Annotated in this window: 17 protein-coding genes and 1 pseudogene; 12 read left to right on the top strand and 6 right to left on the bottom strand. The window is 58.6% G+C overall.

Annotated elements, in window-relative coordinates:
- Positions 1–561 precede the first annotated feature (561 nt).
- From QYL91_RS12115 to QYL91_RS12075, 9 genes are all read left to right on the top strand, one after another.
- Positions 562–1,377 (top strand): ABC transporter ATP-binding protein, encoded by an 816-nt coding sequence (locus tag QYL91_RS12115; RefSeq protein WP_302080759.1) that lies wholly within the window; start codon positions 562–564, stop codon positions 1,375–1,377.
- A gap of 2 nt (positions 1,378–1,379) precedes the next feature.
- Complete coding sequence (locus QYL91_RS12110) at positions 1,380–2,126, top strand: hypothetical protein (protein ID WP_302080758.1); 747 nt, start codon at positions 1,380–1,382, stop codon at positions 2,124–2,126.
- A complete protein-coding gene (locus QYL91_RS12105) occupies positions 2,126–2,860 on the top strand; it encodes a hypothetical protein (protein WP_302080757.1) in 735 nt (244 codons plus the stop codon). Before QYL91_RS12110 ends, QYL91_RS12105 begins: the two co-directional genes overlap by 1 nt.
- 118 nt (positions 2,861–2,978) lie before the next feature.
- The gene (locus tag QYL91_RS12100) at positions 2,979–3,176 is read left to right on the top strand and encodes a heavy-metal-associated domain-containing protein (RefSeq protein ID WP_302080756.1); all 198 of its coding nucleotides are present in this window, start codon (positions 2,979–2,981) and stop codon (positions 3,174–3,176) included.
- 346 nt (positions 3,177–3,522) lie between these two features.
- A complete protein-coding gene (locus tag QYL91_RS12095; protein ID WP_302080755.1) occupies positions 3,523–4,125 on the top strand; it encodes a DUF7998 family protein in 603 nt (200 codons plus the stop codon).
- Between the two features lie 184 nt (positions 4,126–4,309).
- Positions 4,310–5,674: a heme-copper oxidase family protein gene (locus tag QYL91_RS12090; protein WP_302080754.1), complete on the top strand. Its 1,365-nt coding sequence runs from the start codon at positions 4,310–4,312 to the stop codon at positions 5,672–5,674.
- A gap of 162 nt (positions 5,675–5,836) precedes the next feature.
- Positions 5,837–6,073 carry a DUF2249 domain-containing protein gene (locus QYL91_RS12085; RefSeq protein WP_302080753.1) on the top strand — a complete coding sequence of 79 codons (237 nt, stop codon included), beginning with the start codon at positions 5,837–5,839 and terminating at the stop codon, positions 6,071–6,073.
- Positions 6,074–6,420: 347 nt separating this feature from the next.
- Positions 6,421–6,564: a hypothetical protein gene (locus QYL91_RS12080; RefSeq protein WP_302080752.1), complete on the top strand. Its 144-nt coding sequence runs from the start codon at positions 6,421–6,423 to the stop codon at positions 6,562–6,564.
- On the top strand, positions 6,548–7,807 hold the full coding sequence (locus tag QYL91_RS12075; protein WP_302080751.1) for a transposase: 1,260 nt from the start codon (positions 6,548–6,550) through the stop codon (positions 7,805–7,807). Before QYL91_RS12080 ends, QYL91_RS12075 begins: the two co-directional genes overlap by 17 nt.
- Before the next feature lie 414 nt (positions 7,808–8,221).
- Here QYL91_RS12075 and QYL91_RS12070 read toward each other — a convergent pair whose 3' ends face one another.
- Positions 8,222–9,061, bottom strand: a complete 840-nt coding sequence (locus QYL91_RS12070) for a sulfite exporter TauE/SafE family protein (protein ID WP_302080750.1) — start codon at positions 9,059–9,061, stop codon at positions 8,222–8,224.
- Between the two features lie 106 nt (positions 9,062–9,167).
- Between QYL91_RS12070 and QYL91_RS12065 the strand changes: the two genes are divergently transcribed.
- Positions 9,168–9,557, top strand: coding sequence for a CopG family ribbon-helix-helix protein (locus tag QYL91_RS12065; RefSeq protein ID WP_302080749.1), 390 nt, complete (start codon positions 9,168–9,170; stop codon positions 9,555–9,557).
- Positions 9,558–9,622: 65 nt separating this feature from the next.
- Here the strand turns inward: QYL91_RS12065 and QYL91_RS12060 are convergent, their stop codons facing one another.
- Both QYL91_RS12060 and QYL91_RS12055 read right to left on the bottom strand, forming a co-directional pair.
- Positions 9,623–10,228 (bottom strand): class I SAM-dependent methyltransferase, encoded by a 606-nt coding sequence (locus QYL91_RS12060; RefSeq protein WP_302080748.1) that lies wholly within the window; start codon positions 10,226–10,228, stop codon positions 9,623–9,625.
- Between the two features lie 56 nt (positions 10,229–10,284).
- Positions 10,285–11,019, bottom strand: coding sequence for a helix-turn-helix domain-containing protein (locus tag QYL91_RS12055; RefSeq protein ID WP_302080747.1), 735 nt, complete (start codon positions 11,017–11,019; stop codon positions 10,285–10,287).
- An 89-nt stretch (positions 11,020–11,108) separates the two neighbouring features.
- Between QYL91_RS12055 and QYL91_RS12050 the strand changes: the two genes are divergently transcribed.
- Together QYL91_RS12050 and QYL91_RS12045 are read left to right on the top strand one after the other, a co-directional pair.
- Positions 11,109–11,375 (top strand): rhodanese-like domain-containing protein, encoded by a 267-nt coding sequence (locus QYL91_RS12050; RefSeq protein ID WP_302080746.1) that lies wholly within the window; start codon positions 11,109–11,111, stop codon positions 11,373–11,375.
- Positions 11,376–11,379: 4 nt separating this feature from the next.
- Positions 11,380–12,669, top strand: a complete 1,290-nt coding sequence (locus QYL91_RS12045; protein ID WP_302080745.1) for an MFS transporter — start codon at positions 11,380–11,382, stop codon at positions 12,667–12,669.
- Between the two features lie 101 nt (positions 12,670–12,770).
- Here QYL91_RS12045 and QYL91_RS12040 read toward each other — a convergent pair.
- The 3 genes and pseudogenes from QYL91_RS12040 to QYL91_RS12030 all read right to left on the bottom strand — a co-directional run.
- A pseudogene (locus QYL91_RS12040) lies at positions 12,771–12,926 on the bottom strand (ATP-binding protein); the annotation flags it as partial.
- Positions 12,927–12,992: 66 nt separating this feature from the next.
- Positions 12,993–13,346, bottom strand: a complete 354-nt coding sequence (locus QYL91_RS12035; RefSeq protein WP_302080743.1) for a hypothetical protein — start codon at positions 13,344–13,346, stop codon at positions 12,993–12,995.
- A gap of 182 nt (positions 13,347–13,528) precedes the next feature.
- Positions 13,529–14,398, bottom strand: coding sequence for a universal stress protein (locus QYL91_RS12030; RefSeq protein ID WP_302080742.1), 870 nt, complete (start codon positions 14,396–14,398; stop codon positions 13,529–13,531).
- Positions 14,399–14,440: the final 42 nt, after the last annotated feature.

The following is a 14,440-nucleotide window of genomic DNA, read 5'->3' as shown; positions in this document are numbered from 1 at the left end:
TTGGTTGGATTGGCAGCGCAAGATCATCCACATCCCTAAGCACGAACCGTGCGACTGTGGCTACTGCCAAAGACAGGCCCGCCAGGAAGCCCCACACAACGAGCAACTCACCGACGCCGATTCGAAGCGTCTCGACTACCTGCGTGCCCAGTGTGGCCAGCAAAATCAGGTCTGTCTGGTAGAATCGATGAAGTCGACGTTCACTGTTCATAGTTTTTCTTGTTTGCCCGACAGCGATTCCTGTATGAAGATATGGAAGCCTACTTTAATGCGATTCTCGCTTCTATACCAATGTTTCGGGAGGATTGAGGACTAGAATCCAAAGTTGAGTGTTTGCAGTACTGAACTACTGCAACCCACCGGTAGAAACCTGACCGCCGCTGTATTGAACAGTGACCGGTGTCTAGACCGGCCTGTCGACGAGTCCACAATACGGTAGCAGCTTCATCTGGTCGAACATCGGAGTGGTCTCTCTCCTTTAATGCCAAATTTTCATCCCTCTCTCGCTGAGGTTTTTGAAGAGAAATCGCATTAGACCATGTGCCCGTCTATACGAGTGTGATGACCGAAGCACGCGAACGCGGGACCGATGGTTTAGACAGTGGAAACACCCCACAGGACGCCGTGGTCAGTGCGCGAGGCGTCGAGAAGACATACGACTCTCCGCTTCCCTTCACCCGTTCCGTCGAGGTTCTCGACGGCGCGACGCTGCACGTCGAGCGCGGGCAGGTCGTCGGGATCATGGGCGAGAACGGGAGCGGCAAGTCCACGCTCATGGGGATTCTCGCAGGTGTGCTGGACCACGACGCCGGTGTGGTCGACCGAGCAGGTACTATCGGCTGGTGTCCCCAGGAGCCACGGCTGTACGACCGGTTGACCGTCGACGAAACCTTCGACCTGTTCGGGACGGCCTATGGGATGACTGACGAGGAGATCGTCGAGGCCAGAGAATGGCTAACCGACGTGCTGGACTTCGAGCGCTTTCGGGACCGGCAGGTCCGCAACCTCAGCGGCGGCAACCGGCAGAAGGTGAACCTCTCGGTCGCGTTGATGCACCAGCCCGACCTGCTCTTGCTCGACGAGCCCTATACGGGATTCGACTGGGAGACGTTCCTGGCGTTCTGGGACCTGACCGAGGAACTCCGGGCACGCGGCGTCGGCGTCGCCATCATCTCCCACATCATCAACGAACGCGACCGCTTCGACGTGGTCTACGAACTCCACGACGGCCACCTCCACAGACAGGAAATCGGAGACGGAGACGGTATGGACCCGGAGCCAACGGCCGAGGGCGTCGCCTGTGAACGGACCGCCTCGTTCGTCGACGGGACCGACGCCGGGAGCGGACAGCGGACGACGGCCGGTCAGGAGGGCTGAGCATGAGCGGCGTTCACCGGACTGTGGCCGGTATCCGGGCGAGCACGCGCTCGTTCGTCCGGGAGCCGTTCACCGTGGTCTTGCTACTCGTCCTCCCGGCACTGTCGATCCAGATTTACGGCGTCAGCATGGGCCAGTTCCCCGAGATAGGCTTCTTCCAGACGACGGCGTCACTGGAGACGACGGGCCGGATTACTGGCGCCGTCTTCGCGACGGGTGCGCTCGCGGGCGTCCTCGGCCTCTTCCAGATGATAAGTGCCCGGCGTGCCGACCACCGACTCGCGACCTGTGGGTTCAGGGGCGTCGAACTCGTCGCGGCACGGTTCACGACGGTTGCCGTCGCGAGCGCCGTCGTGGGCGTCGTCGCCACGGTGTCGCTCGCAGTCCTCGTCGACGAATCGGTCGGTGCACCCATCGCCGCGTTCTCCGGCCTCGCGCTGGCCGGTGCCATCTACGGCCTGCTGGGCATCGTCGTCGGGAGCGTCCTCTCGCGGGAACTGGAGGGGTCGCTCGTGCTCGTCATCCTGGCTGACGTGGACAACGTCTTCGCGAGTGGCCTGTTCGGCATCGAGGAGAGCATCACGCAGTTATCGCCACTCGCGCACCCCCACGCCATCGTGACTGAGGCCGTCGTCGACGGGACGCTGGCCACCGAGCACCTGCTCCCGGCCACGGGACACCTCTCGCTGTTTGCACTCTTGGCCGTCGGTGCCTACACCTACCAAATCGAATCCGGAGGTGACGCCTGATGTACCGGCGTGTCTCGACTGCCATGACGATGGGTATCCGAGAGTTCCGCCGGACGCCCGTGCTGGTGGCGCTGCTTGCGTTCTTGCCGGCGTACATCATCGGTGCGTTCGTCGTGTTGGTCCCCGACCGCGAGGTTCCGGCTACCATCGACGGAACAAGGGTCACGATCCACATGACCGATTTCGCTGCGGCGTTTATGACGCCCGTGACCGTCGCCATCCTCTCGGGCATCGTCGGACTGTTCCTCATCCGAACGTCACAGGCGGCCGACGACAGACTCCGTCTCGCCGGCTACGGTGCGACCGAACTTGTGGTCTCGCGGGTCGGAACGCTCGGACTCGGGACCGTCGTCGTGACGGCGGCGTCCGTGCTGGTCGCCGTGCTCGCGTTCACCCCCGAGTCGCTCGGCCCGTTCGTCGCGGCGACGCTACTCGTCGGCCTCACCTACGGCATCCTCGGCGTCATCGTCGGTCTCGTCCTCGGTCGACTCGGCGGCGTCTACGTGATGCTGTTCGCGCCGATGGTAGACGTCCTGATGTTTCAGAATCCGCTCGCGACGGAGTCACCCGAGTGGACGACGCTCCTGCCGAGTCACTACGCGACGAACGCACTCTTCGACGCGGCGTTCACGTCGGGCGCCGACGCGTGGGATATCGGCGGCGCCGTCGCCTACGCGTCTGTCTTGCTCGCTCTCGGCGTTCTGATTTTCTACCGGTCGACGGACGTCGACTGACTGTCGTCCCGGTGCAATTGGCTACGCCTCCACCTTGGATTTCAAAGAGCCTTTTGACCCTGCACTTTGGTTTTTGAGCGGAAACCGACAAAGAACAGGAGTACGTATCTCTACCCGTATGACAGAGACAATCACCGTAGAGGGAATGTCCTGCGAGCACTGCGAACAGACCGTCGAGGAGGCACTGGAGGGAGTCGCCGGTGTCAGGGACGCCGAGGCCGACAGAGAGGCCGAACAGGCGACCGTCGACGGTGATGCCGACCCAGACGCACTTGTTACTGTTGTGGAGGATGCGGGCTACGACGCGACGGCCTGACGCGCAAAATCCGATTGCAAACCTCGGTGCATAGTAGCCATCGTATCGAGATTCAAGGATAGTTTTCGTGAACGGGGCGAGGGCCTCTCGGAAGGGTCGTTGGAGCTCCGAGCCTCGCTGTCGTTACCAAGATTGTCTGTCTCTTGCACCACTTGCTGAAACAGTCTCTACTCCCAACATTCGTCGTTCGGATTGCATCGTAGTAAATCGCCTGTGGCTGTTTCTCTGACAGGCTGACATCGACGGAGACTGCATTACCAGATTGGGGAGGGCAATCTTGGGGACAGATGGCCGCGGGAACATATTAGGCACCACCCTGGTGCGTATCGAGCTTTTGTGTTCAGGTATGCCGGGCTTTCCATCCATCGGCGGTGGTTCCAGCGACCGCGGGGACCTCTTTGGCGAGTACGACGAATTCGACCCCGAATACAACCCTGAACCGGGCTGGTTCCTGTCGGGGCAGAACGTACTGGCAGACGATGCGCATATCGAATTCCACGAGGTAACCAAAGAGATATTCGATGACCGGGGAGTCTACGACATGACCTTCGGGTACAACCTCGCCCGGTTGAATCTCGATACGCGACACGCTGGAGCAGGGTACCGCTATGCAGAACAGGCAGATGACCCAACGGTACTGCGGGCAGAATTCACACCCACGACGGAGTTTTGCCCACAGAGTGACACGCTCACAAAGGGCTCGTTTCGGGCCTGGAACGACCTTAGCGAGAGACACAGCTACGACCTCATACGAGTCCGTGTCGACCGAATGCACCACCGCGCAAGCGAAATCAACGCAAAGCTCGAAGAACTTGAGAAACAGTATCAAGAGAGTGATAGCGTAACCCACGTCTCCGATGGGGGTAGTGATGGGCCGTCCCGACGCACAGGGTGTGGCACTGAATCTGGATCAGAAAGCCGCGGGCCTGGGCCGGACGCGCCGTTCTGAGTACGAGAACGAGATGACGTTCAGTCCAAGTGGTACACCACACTAATTACCGGCGTTAGCTGGACAATCGAGTCTCAGACGAGTTGTCTTGTGACAGTTGACCAGATGCTACTCAACAGTATATTCCACTGTCATGAATATATTCGGAGATACATGTAGGGAGTTGAATAGTCTAGTAGAATGCATGGCCGCGATTCTGGGAGATATTGAGGCAGACCAGCAACCGCCGATGACAGTCCCGTTGCGCCACTTCGTGGTAGCTCTTGGCTTTCTGCTGGCTGGCGTTCTCTTTGGCCTCGGTATAGCCCTGGACAGTGTAACCGGTTTCGCGACGCTCGCACACGTTCATCTACTGTTAGCAGGCTGGATATGCATCACCATCATGGGCGCGATGACTCAGTTCGTCCCTGTCTGGTCAGGTACAACGCTACACTCACGCCGCCTCGCCAGTCTCCAGTTGACGCTTGTCGTCGTCGGATTGCTCGGATTTGTCACCGGGTTACTCCTGAACTCGCTGGTCTGGCTGATTCCCTTTGGCGGACTCATGTTGGCTGGCTTCTGGACTTTCGTTTACAATATCGGGCGGACGATGGCGACGTTCGACTCCTACGATGTGACCGAGCGTCACTTTTTGCTGTCACTCGGCTTTTTTCTCGTCCTCACACTGCTGGGCTTTCTGCTCGCGACGGGATTTACTAGTCCCATATTCCCTGAGTTGTCCCTAAGCCGGACCGCCGTGGTCGCGATGCACGCTACGGTCGCGATCTTCGGTGCCGTGCTGACAACCGTCTATGGCGCGCTCTATCAGTTAGGGACGATGTTTACCCAGACCGAACTCCACGGTTTTGACGAGTATCTGCGTCGGGTCGAGGAAATCGGTCATCCAGTTGGAGTCGTCCTCCTGGCAGTCGGTCGGCTGCTTGATGCAGTCCTTCTCGCGCAAGTCGGTGGTGTTCTGGTCGTTGGGGCGGCGCTTGCCTTTAGTGTGATACTTGCACGGAAGCTCTACGAAATGCAAGTCGAGTGGACGCCGATGCACACGCGCTATACTGTCGTCGTCCCGTCACTCACTGCCTGGGCGCTTCTCACGCTGCCAGCCTGGATCCAGAATCCGACCGCACCAGCGAACTTATTCGGCGCACCAGGGACCGTCCATCTCTTTGTCTTGGGAGCCGTCGGCTTTGTTGTCTTTGGGACGCTCTACCACATCATACCCTTCATTATCTGGGTGCACCGATACAGCGACCTCCTCGGCTACGAGCCAGTCCCGATGATCGATGATCTCTACGATGGCAGACTCGCGGCAGCGGACGGAACGTTACTCGGAAGCGGAACGCTTCTCCTTGTTGCCACAGACTGGTTCCGATTCTCACCGACAATGCAGGCCATCGGTGGCGCACTCGTCGGACTCGGTATCCTCGTTTTTGGAGCCAACATGCTACTCGTGATTCATGCCCACAGCCCGCATCCTCTCAGTCGAATTCTCTTGGGGTCACTCGACCCGCGTACGGAACCGACTGCACCAGGTGACCCTCCTGTCAATGAATGAGGTAGCCACTCAGGCATACGAGAAACCAACGTGAGATGCTCGCGCTTTCCCGGTGTTGGAGGTTGGCCTGGTAGTCCGACGAGTTTGTCGCACGAACGGTGTCCGCGTCAGGCGAACGTCATCGGGCAAAAGTATAGTCGTGACTCGAACTAGTGGTCAGGTATGTCTGCAAAACCGTTCGGTGAGGCTGACAAAACGGTAGATGCGCGGGAAATCGACGGTGAACCGTTTGGAGAAATCATGACTGCTCTCGAAGACTTGTCCGCTGATGAAGCGCTCCTCCTGATCAATAGCTTCGAACCTGAGCCACTGTACGCTGTCATCGACGAACGTGGGTTCGAACACGAAACCGCGAATCCGGCCTCAGACGAGTGGCACGTCAAAATCACACAAGCCTGAGCACGCCTCAGCGGTGATGTTCGCGGCAACGCAGTTTCGGCAGGATAACAGAAGACCAGTCACTGACCGACCGAGAGACAGAGGTAGAGCAATTACTAGCCGAGGTGCAGGACCACGAGGGTGTCGACGACATATTCGTTGCAAAAGGTTTCACCGACTGCTTCATCTTGATACAGCGCGGAAACCCCGCCCTTTCCGTGAGTGACAAGTGTTCCGACACCTGTTGGAACCGAAGAACGAACAGGGCGGGGAGGAAGCGCGTCTGTCAGGGAATCAACCACACTGTCTAGCCAGTCCTGAATACCAGAAACATAACTTTTTACTTTACTAAAAACATAACTATCTCTGTGAAGGTTGACGTAGATATCGAACGCGGAAGCGAACTTCACGAGCGCGTCAAAGCGTATGCGCGGGAGAACGGCGTTCGCCACCCTCGCGCCTACCGGGAACTCATCGAAAAAGGTCTCGAAGCCGATGGCAACAGCAACTAAGACACTCCAAGCCACACTTGCGCCCCCGACAGCCCACAAAGAGCGAAAGCTTCAGGAAACACTCTCGGGCTACCGAGAAGCACTACACGACGCTTTTGACGCTGGCTGTGGGACGAAAAATGCAGTCAACGAGGTCGTGACTCCCTACGACCTGTCCAGCTATGCCAAAGACGCGCTGAAAAACTACGTCCCCGGACTGGTTGATGATGCCGACGAACTTGCAGACGACCATCCAGTCCGATTTACCGAACGAGGATTCAGTCTTGACCACCAACCAGAGAACGCTATCGAATGGTACGTGAAACTCCCACACCACGAGGACTACCACCTCTGGTTTCCGGTGCGGATCAATCCCGCCCAAGCCGATCTGTGGCATGACCTCCTCGATGAGAGTGCCGAAGTGGGAGAGTTCCGACTCCAGCGTTACCGCACGAGCTGGGAACTGCACGTCACCGTCGACTACGAGGTGCAAGAACCCGACTACGACAGTACTGACGATGACGTGACGCCAGTCGGCTTCGACATCGGTGAAGCTCACCTGCTCGCGGGCTGTGCCTGCGAGAATGGTTCTCCAAGCAACCCGCTCCTCGTCAACGGCGGGCGTGCCCGCCACCTTCGCAAAGAGATGTTCACGACACTCACCCGCCTGCAAGAGCAAGACGCCGCGCAGTGGCGGATAGACGAGCGATTCGACCACTACCAGAACGCACTCACTGACATCATCGAGAAGGCGTCTCGACGTGCCATCGAGTACGCCTGTCGATTCGAGAAGCCTGTTGTCGTTCTGGAAGACCTCTCGTACATCCGCGAAGACCTCGATTACGGCGAGTGGATGAACCGACGCCTCCACGCATGGGCGTTCGCTCGGTTGCAGGGACGCATCGAAGACAAAGCCAGAGCCGCCGGTATTCCTGTCGAGTACGTCTGGCCGGAGTACACCAGCCAGACCTGCCAGGCCTGCCAACACGTCGGCTACCGCAACGGTGACGAGTTCCGGTGTACGAACGACGAGTGTTGGGTATCGGAGTATCACGCAGACATCAACGCGGCGGTCAACATCGCTGACCGCCACGACCCGTGGGGTGAGAGCCTGCCGCTGAAACCGGCGGGCGATGACATCTCACGGGATGGGAGCGCCTGTGACAGCGCCACGACCCACCGAGAGACGAGCGAGGAATCCTCGCAGATGACCCTCTCGACTTTCCACGGGTCGGAACCCTCTGCCAGCAACAGCGAAACTTAACTGGTATTCCCATGCCGGGAAGCCGCGCCGTTCACGGCGCGGAGGATGTCACTATTGCTGACATTCTCGGCAATTACGAGTTCCCAGCAAACGTCGAGGACTGTCTCGCTGAGCACGGATTTCGTAGCCCAATCAAGTATATGAGAATGGGGAGGGGTCGTTTGCTGGCACCGCTGGTAATGTGACACGGCACCACTTTATTGTTCACTGTGGAATCAGTGTAGAACCGACGCAGACCCATCACGGTGGACCACGACTGTTTGCTCCCTATCGTTGTTGGCACTCTTCAACGATGACGTCTATCTCGCGCAAGTCCGGCCGAGGCCGACTGATAGCACTTTGGCAACCAGAGTGTGGGGTCGGCAGGCGGGTATCGGCGTCAATTTGATATTCAGGGCAGAAAGCTAAGTTTGGTCAGAAGAGGCCAGTGACGAATCCTACTCCCATGATGATAAGGACACCCGCCGAGAACACCGGGAGATAGGGAGTGTACTTCTTGACACGGTCCTCGTTGTGTTCGTATCCGGCAATCAACAGCATCGTCAGCCCGACGATGCCGACGATAACGGTAATCGCGTAGGCGAGCATGAGTTCCAGACAGTACGCTGACCCGGCACACAGGGCGATAATTTCGAACTCTTCCTCGTGGGCGAACCCGAGAAGGAAGGCAAACCAAGCGATGCCGAACAAATCCCGATTCGCCGCCTCGTCGAGTTGTTCGTGTGAATGACCGTGTCCGCCTCCGAATGGTAGACGCCGCTTTAATCGGGCCAAGAACCCAGCGTCGTCCGTGCTCTGAGAGTGTGCACCATCGTGGACTTGGTCGTGCTTGTGTGAGTGGTCCCCGTCGTGTGTGTGGTCGTGGGAATGTCCCTCTTGGGAGTGGTCTTCGTCAGACTCACTGTGGGAGTGGCCGTGGTGATACTCTCGAATGCCGAGCACGATGAGCAAGAGACCGGCGGCGACACTGACGGGGCCACCGAGGAAGATGTCTCCGACCAAGTTGATTGGTTCGTTGACCTGCGTGAGATTGAAATAGCTCTTCGCGTAGAAAAACACGAACACCATGGCGAGACTGCTGATGAGGTGCCCGATACCGAGGATGAGACTCGCGGCGAAGCCGTAGACCCACTTGTTCGCCTGGTCGAGGGCGTAGGAGGCCGCGACTGGCCAGCCGTGGCCTGGTTCAATCCCGTGGACTGCCCCGAGCGCCACAGCCCCGAGAAGGAGTCCGAAGGCCTCAGAGTGAAACATTCTATTCAATACTCGGCGCGCAAATCGGCATAGGGGTTGTTAATACCGAATCGGGGGCATCATCATACGAGAGGTATCTTGTGCGGGCAGGACCACTGTTCCAGCAATGCGAACGAGCTTCAACATCCCTGACGATGTGGTCGAAGAATTCGACCGAGTCTGGCAACAGGAAGATCTGGAAAACCGGTCCAGGGCCGTCAGAGAAGCGATGCAGGAGTACATCGAATCCCATTCGCGTCTCGAAGAAACGACCGGCGAGATCGTGGCGCTCGTCGGATTTGACTACCGGCACCACGAGGTCATCCGCGAGCTCCATAGCGTGCAACACGATTACCAGGACGTCATTCTCAACACGAGTCACACTCACCAGGGCGAGTGGTGTCTGGAGTCGCTGTTCTGCCGTGGGCCGGTCGAACGCGTGCGGACGCTGACGTACCGACTCCGTGACTTCGACGGGGTCCGTCGGGTGAAAATCATGGTCATCCAAGAGGACTGAACAGCGGCACCGGTGTTCCAGCACTCGAAAGGTGTGTATTTCCGAAATCTAGTGGGGTATTCCGGTCACTCGTTCGGGGTCCCGACTATCGCTGAGATGGCAGCGGCCGTCGGGTCGGCAGTCTCGAACACTTCCTCATCCGAGATACCGAGGAAAAACTCCTGATTTCCAGCAACAGATTCCAGGATTGTGTCTTCCAGTTCTTCGGAATCCTGGTGGACCATCTGCTGGAAGTACGAACCGTCACGCTGGAGGTTCGCTTGCACGTACTCGGAGCGCGTGTTCAAGACGAGTGTAACCAGGGTCCCATCGGACGCGAGGACGCGAGTTGCCTCGGATAGTACTGCGTCAACGTAGGGGATGAATTCGAGCGTCGAGACGAACACGACGGCATCGACGGCGCCGTCTGCGATGGGGAGTGCAGTCGCGTCGCCGAGTACGAACGGTGCGGAAACCCGCTCTCGTGCCGCCTGAACCATCGCTGCCGAGCGGTCAAGCCCGATTATCTCGCGGTGGGGCATGCGTTCTTCGAGCGAGCCGATGCCGCATCCAACGTCCAGAATCCGGTCGGTGGCTCCGACGTGTTGCTTTAGATAGGCGGCCTCGCGGTCCATGACTGCCGTTCCGAACTCGCTTTCGCAGAATCGAATGAAACTCTCGACGTCGCCCATAGTAACTTGAACTTGCGCTAGGTGTGTAAGTACTCGTCTGGTGCCCTGCCGATGGGTTAGTCGGCAGGCTGTTCGGTCTGTCCTGTCTTGTCTACTTCCAGCGGGTCTGCCGTCGACGTCGCGGTAACCAGCCGTAGGAACTGCCCCGCGTTCGTGAGGAGTTTGTTCTCTGCCTTCCGGAGGTGTTCTTCGTACGTCGAGCGAGCGACTGCCGTCTGCTCGGCCAGGTCCCGAAGCGAGGTTTTCCGCGGTTGTTCGTAGTACCCACGTTCCAGTGCCAACTGGAGTGCTGCGAGCTGGCGGTCAGTAATGTCCTCGAACAGCTGGTTTGCCGGGGCCAGCATGCTGTGGGGAATCTGCGTCTCCGATATCGAGGTTTTCGAGAGCAGTTCGATCTCTCTGTCGGCACGCAAATCACCGAGCAACTCTCGGATGTCTTCGCTGTCGAAGGCGACGACAGTGTAGTGCTCCCAGCCCTGGCGGTAGATCGTCGGCGACTGATACAGGCAGTTGTGTTCCTCGAAGCGGTCGATGATTGATTGGTCGAGTGAACAGAGACAGGATTGGGTGACGACGTGATACCCATTGTCGTCCTCCGATTCGTGCAGGACGGTTCCGATCTGGTTGATGTCGTCGAGCAACTCGTCGGTCGGTGTCGTCTCTGCGGTAATCTCGAGCACCTGGCAGTCGCTCAGCGGCCACTCACGGATTGTCAGGTCCGGGTACCGCTCCGAAATCTCTCGATACGGACACTCGTGTTTGACCCGAATCGAGGTCTCGTACAGACTCATGTTACTACCGTCGGACTAGTTAGTATTAATGTTGCCGGCCATGTCCGGCAGCAGCTATATTCAAACTTGTCTGCTATTCCGGAGTACCGATGCAGGATATATCGCCGGAAGAGCTCAGTGAACAGTTACGAAATGACGACGCGGCCCCGCTTGTTCTCGATAGTCAAAACGAAGCCGAGTTTGCGGAGTGGCATATACCGGACAGTATCAACGTCGATGTATACGAGGAATTGACTGGAGATCCCGAACAGGCCAACGACGCCCTCTCAGAGTTCCCAGACGACGAGCAAGCGTCTGTCCCGGCTGACGAACTGGCTGAGCTGGAACTGTTGCCCACCAACTGCGCGGCGGAGTGAATCCATGAGCACGGCTACTAACCTCAAACAGGGTATCCGCGAACACCTCGGGCAGTTCTCGCTGCACGTCCTGTTGGTGTTTGCCACCGGGCTGACGATCGGGTCCGAACGGACTGTCGTCCCCGTTCTGGGCGAAGAGGCACTCGGCGTCACGTCGTTCCTCGTTATCGGTTCGTTCGTCGTCTCGTTTGGAATTGTCAAGTCGATTCTCAACCTCTATGCTGGCAAGTGGGGTGAAGAATACGGCCGCAAGCCAGTCCTCGTCGCCGGGTGGGCGACGGCACTTCCCTTGCCGCTCATTCTCATCTTCGCCCCTAGTTGGGGTTGGATTACGGTCGGGAACGTTCTGCTGGGCATCAATCAGGCGTTGACCTGGAGCATGGCAATCAACGCGAAAATCGACCTCGCGGGGCCTGAACAGCGCGGGCTCGCGGTCGGCATCGACGAGTCGTTCGGGTACACTGGCGTCGCCGTCGGGGCATGGATCACGGGCGTTATCGCCGGGCAGTGGAGCCTCCGGCCCGAACCGTTCTACTTCCTCGCTGTCGTCGTCGTGTTGGCCTTTCTCGTCTCGATTTTCCTCATCAAAGAGACCGTTCAGTACGCCCAGACGGAGGGTGACGACGACCATCACGACGCGAATCTGCCGTTTAACGAGGTGGTGAAGCGAGCGACCTACGGTGACAGGACGCTGTTCGCTGCGGCTCAGGCCGGCCACATCGAGAACTTCGTGGACACGCTGTTCTGGATTGCCGTCCCGTTGTATCTGGTGAGCCAGGGCCTCGGCATCGCGGCCGTTGGGGTCGTCGTCGGCGTCCACAGCGCGATGTACTTCCTCCAGATTGTGACCGGTGGACTCGCCGACCGTATCGGTCGCCGGCCGCCCGTCATCTGGGGGATGTTCCTCGCAGGAGCCGGTGTCCTCGGGATGGTACTCGTCGAGGGGTATCTCGCGTGGGCAGTCCTCGCCGCTGTCTCCGGGCTTGGGATGGCGTTGCTCTACCCGAACCTGATGACCGTGCCAAGCGACGCCGCCCACCCGACATGGCGGTCGGCTGGGATGGGCGTCTATCGGATGTGGCGTGACTCAGGGTATGCTGTCGGCGCAATCCTGATTGGGCTCTCAATGGAGTTCGTGAACGCCGCAGCGGCGTTCTACATGACTGCAATCCTGATGTTCGTCTCCGGTGCAATCGTCTACATCTGGATGGAAGAAACCCATCCCGACTCCGGGACCCACGAGCCGCCTGCGCCTGCGCCAGAGCAAGCGGCCAAGACAGTCACCCAGGACTGATTTGGCGGGGCTGGGTTGCGGTCGTCTGTTCCATCAGGAGCATCTGCTGTCTTAGAAACCTACTTCGTTGCAAAGTTCGTGGTGACCATCTCGACAGACTCCTACTCGACAATCGGCAGTTCGACAACGAACACGGCCCCTTCGGGGTCGTTGTCCGCCACCCACACGTCGCCCCCGTACTGGTCGAGAAGCGTCTGAACGAGATACAGGCCGATTCCGGTCCCCGGGCTGTCGAGTCCCTTCTCTCCTTTCCCGAAGGGACTAATCAATTGGGTCGCCCCTCGCTATGGCACCTCGTTTCAGATTCGCCGACGGGAGAGCGGTCACTCGCTGACGTTTGCTTCGGCGTTGTCCTCGATGGCGCGAGCGGCTTCGATGACATCGTCGACGGTGTCTTTGGAAACGCCTTGTTTCGCAAGCACCGTCTCGACGGCGTGGATAGGGACGTAGTTCTCTCGCAGTTCTTCGACATCGCTTTCGACCGCTTCGAACTGCTCCTGGCATTCAATTCGTTGCTCGCGCTCTGCGGTAAGTTCCGCTTGCAGCCGTTCAATCTCCGCTTCTTTCTGTGCGAGCGTTTCGACTGCCTCCTCTGTGACCTGCTCAAGTTGGCTTTCCAGCGCGGCAGCACTCAGTACCTCTTCGTCTGTCTCCTCATCTGACGTGTCTGTCCGCATACTGTCTTAGCTAGTCTATTGGGGTGGGGCTTCAAGATACATCCGATGCGGTCAAGAGTGGCGCCTGGAACAGTTCGTCGGACCGAAAGCAATTCCCCGACCCTTCGGTACAGGACGGGACCATCTGGAAGCGGGCTATGCCCCGAAGTTGGTAGATGACGCACCTATCGAGAGACGTGTAATCACTCGTCGTGTCTCACTGTGATGACAGGGACTGGCGCTGAGCGGACGGTCTTTTCAGCGACGCTCCCAAGCAGGATTCGATCGCTTCCGCGCCTTCCGGTTGTTCCCATTACGACGGCGTGGATGTCGTTCGCGTCGATGGTGTCGAGTATCACTTCGTTAGGGGAGCCGTGTTTGACGTGTCGGACAGTGTTCGACACGCCGTGTGTCTCTGCCTCAGAGACAAAATCGTCGACGGCATCGGTTGCAACCTGTTCCTGCTTCTGTGCCGAACTAGCCGAGCGAACGTCCAGACCCAACGACGTGTCGTCTACGACAGAGAGGACATGGACAGTTGCGTCCAGAGTCGATGCTAGTGAGAGGCTGTGTTCGGCAGCACGGGACACGCTGGCGCTTCCGTCTGTCGGAAGGAGGATGTTCTCGTAGGGGAAGGTTAGCTCCTCGTCTTGCTGCATCCGCGTTGTAAGCACGGGAACAGAAGCCAACCGGACGACCTTCTCGGTGACGCTTCCGAGAAGGTACCGTGACACTCCCTCCCGGCCATGCGTCGGCATTACGATAACGTCGTGGTCGTATTGCTCGGCGTACTCGACGATTGTCGTTGCTGGATTCCCTTGAACGACATCGGTATCGTACTCGACACCGAGTGTTTCCAGTGTCTTTTCTGCTTCTTCCACGATGTTTTCCCCTTCCTTGACGAGTGCGTCGACGACTCGCGTCTCGACGACGGTGACACTCTCGCGTGCCGTATCCGCGACAAACAGGACGTGAATCGTGGCGTCGGTCCAGTGTGCAATCTCGGCAGCGTGGTGCAGTGCCTCCGCTGCGCCATCGTGCCCATCGAACGGGAGCAAAATATCCTCGTACATACGTGAGACTATGCGAATCATGCCCAAATGGTTTGCCACGCA

It is taken from the genome of Salinibaculum rarum (assembly GCF_030505615.1).
GTDB lineage: Archaea > Halobacteriota > Halobacteria > Halobacteriales > Haloarculaceae > Salinibaculum > Salinibaculum rarum.
Note: the sequence above shows the minus strand (reverse complement) of the source record. Positions and strands in the feature narration are given on the sequence as shown.

Bases quoted from the DNA above. Each gene is read 5' to 3' on its own strand.
- QYL91_RS12075 (WP_302080751.1), top strand. From the start codon at position 6,548: ATGGCAACAGCAACTAAGACACTCCAAGCCACACTTGCGCCCCCGACA.
- QYL91_RS12095 (WP_302080755.1), top strand. From the start codon at position 3,523: ATGCCGGGCTTTCCATCCATCGGCGGTGGTTCCAGCGACCGCGGGGAC.
- QYL91_RS12045 (WP_302080745.1), top strand. From the start codon at position 11,380: ATGAGCACGGCTACTAACCTCAAACAGGGTATCCGCGAACACCTCGGG.
- QYL91_RS12035 (WP_302080743.1), bottom strand. From the start codon at position 13,346: ATGCGGACAGACACGTCAGATGAGGAGACAGACGAAGAGGTACTGAGT.
- QYL91_RS12100 (WP_302080756.1), top strand. From the start codon at position 2,979: ATGACAGAGACAATCACCGTAGAGGGAATGTCCTGCGAGCACTGCGAA.
- QYL91_RS12070 (WP_302080750.1), bottom strand. From the start codon at position 9,061: ATGTTTCACTCTGAGGCCTTCGGACTCCTTCTCGGGGCTGTGGCGCTC.
- QYL91_RS12105 (WP_302080757.1), top strand. From the start codon at position 2,126: ATGTACCGGCGTGTCTCGACTGCCATGACGATGGGTATCCGAGAGTTC.
- QYL91_RS12090 (WP_302080754.1), top strand. From the start codon at position 4,310: ATGGCCGCGATTCTGGGAGATATTGAGGCAGACCAGCAACCGCCGATG.
- QYL91_RS12110 (WP_302080758.1), top strand. From the start codon at position 1,380: ATGAGCGGCGTTCACCGGACTGTGGCCGGTATCCGGGCGAGCACGCGC.
- QYL91_RS12060 (WP_302080748.1), bottom strand. From the start codon at position 10,228: ATGGGCGACGTCGAGAGTTTCATTCGATTCTGCGAAAGCGAGTTCGGA.
- QYL91_RS12085 (WP_302080753.1), top strand. From the start codon at position 5,837: ATGTCTGCAAAACCGTTCGGTGAGGCTGACAAAACGGTAGATGCGCGG.
- QYL91_RS12065 (WP_302080749.1), top strand. From the start codon at position 9,168: ATGCGAACGAGCTTCAACATCCCTGACGATGTGGTCGAAGAATTCGAC.
- QYL91_RS12030 (WP_302080742.1), bottom strand. From the start codon at position 14,398: ATGTACGAGGATATTTTGCTCCCGTTCGATGGGCACGATGGCGCAGCG.
- QYL91_RS12055 (WP_302080747.1), bottom strand. From the start codon at position 11,019: ATGAGTCTGTACGAGACCTCGATTCGGGTCAAACACGAGTGTCCGTAT.
- QYL91_RS12115 (WP_302080759.1), top strand. From the start codon at position 562: ATGACCGAAGCACGCGAACGCGGGACCGATGGTTTAGACAGTGGAAAC.
- QYL91_RS12050 (WP_302080746.1), top strand. From the start codon at position 11,109: ATGCAGGATATATCGCCGGAAGAGCTCAGTGAACAGTTACGAAATGAC.